1 protein-coding gene is annotated in these 631 nt (G+C 61.6%); it reads right to left on the bottom strand.

The window, feature by feature from the left end:
• Positions 1–631 (bottom strand): immunoglobulin-like domain-containing protein (locus HU727_RS25505; protein WP_217847157.1); only part of this gene is annotated, 631 nt, incomplete at both ends.

Below are 631 nucleotides of genomic sequence, written 5' to 3'. Positions count from 1 at the left end.
AGTCGGTGCAGCAACGGTTGCGGTGCCGCTCGTTTCGCCCGCTTTGATGGTGATTACGGCGCCGTTCGACAGGGTTACGGTGACCGGTGTGCCGGCCGGATTGGTCAGCGTTGCGGTGTAAACAATCGAGCCACCTTCTGCTACAGAGCCGGTCGCGCTGAGCGACAGGTTGGTGGTGTCGGCGACATCAGTCACAGCGGTCGATACCGGAGTTTTGTCGGCAACCAGATTTTCAAAGTTGCCGCCGCTCACATTGGTGATCGCGTTGGTGATCGGCGCATTGCCAGTCAGCGCATCGTTGGGTGCGGCAAAGGTCGCGGTACCGGTGGTTTGACCGACAGCGATGGTAATGTTCTGGCCGTTGGCCAACGTCACGACCACTGGCGAACCGGTAACCGGCGCACCAACCGTGGCGGTGTAAGTGACGGTGCCACCCTCAGCCACCGAGGTATCGGCGGTCAATTTGACCGTCGACGTGTCGATGGTGTCGGTGACCTGGGTGACCGCTGGCGTGGTGCTCGGAACGAGGTTCTCGAAATTGCCACCGGTGGCAGTGCTGATAGTGGCCTGCACGGAGCCGGCGTCTTTGTAGACGTCGTCGGTCGGTGCAGCAACGGTTGCGGTGCCGCTC

The organism is Pseudomonas khorasanensis (assembly GCF_014268505.2).
GTDB classification, from domain to species: Bacteria; Pseudomonadota; Gammaproteobacteria; order Pseudomonadales; family Pseudomonadaceae; genus Aquipseudomonas; species Aquipseudomonas khorasanensis.
Note: the sequence above shows the minus strand (reverse complement) of the source record. Positions and strands in the feature narration are given on the sequence as shown.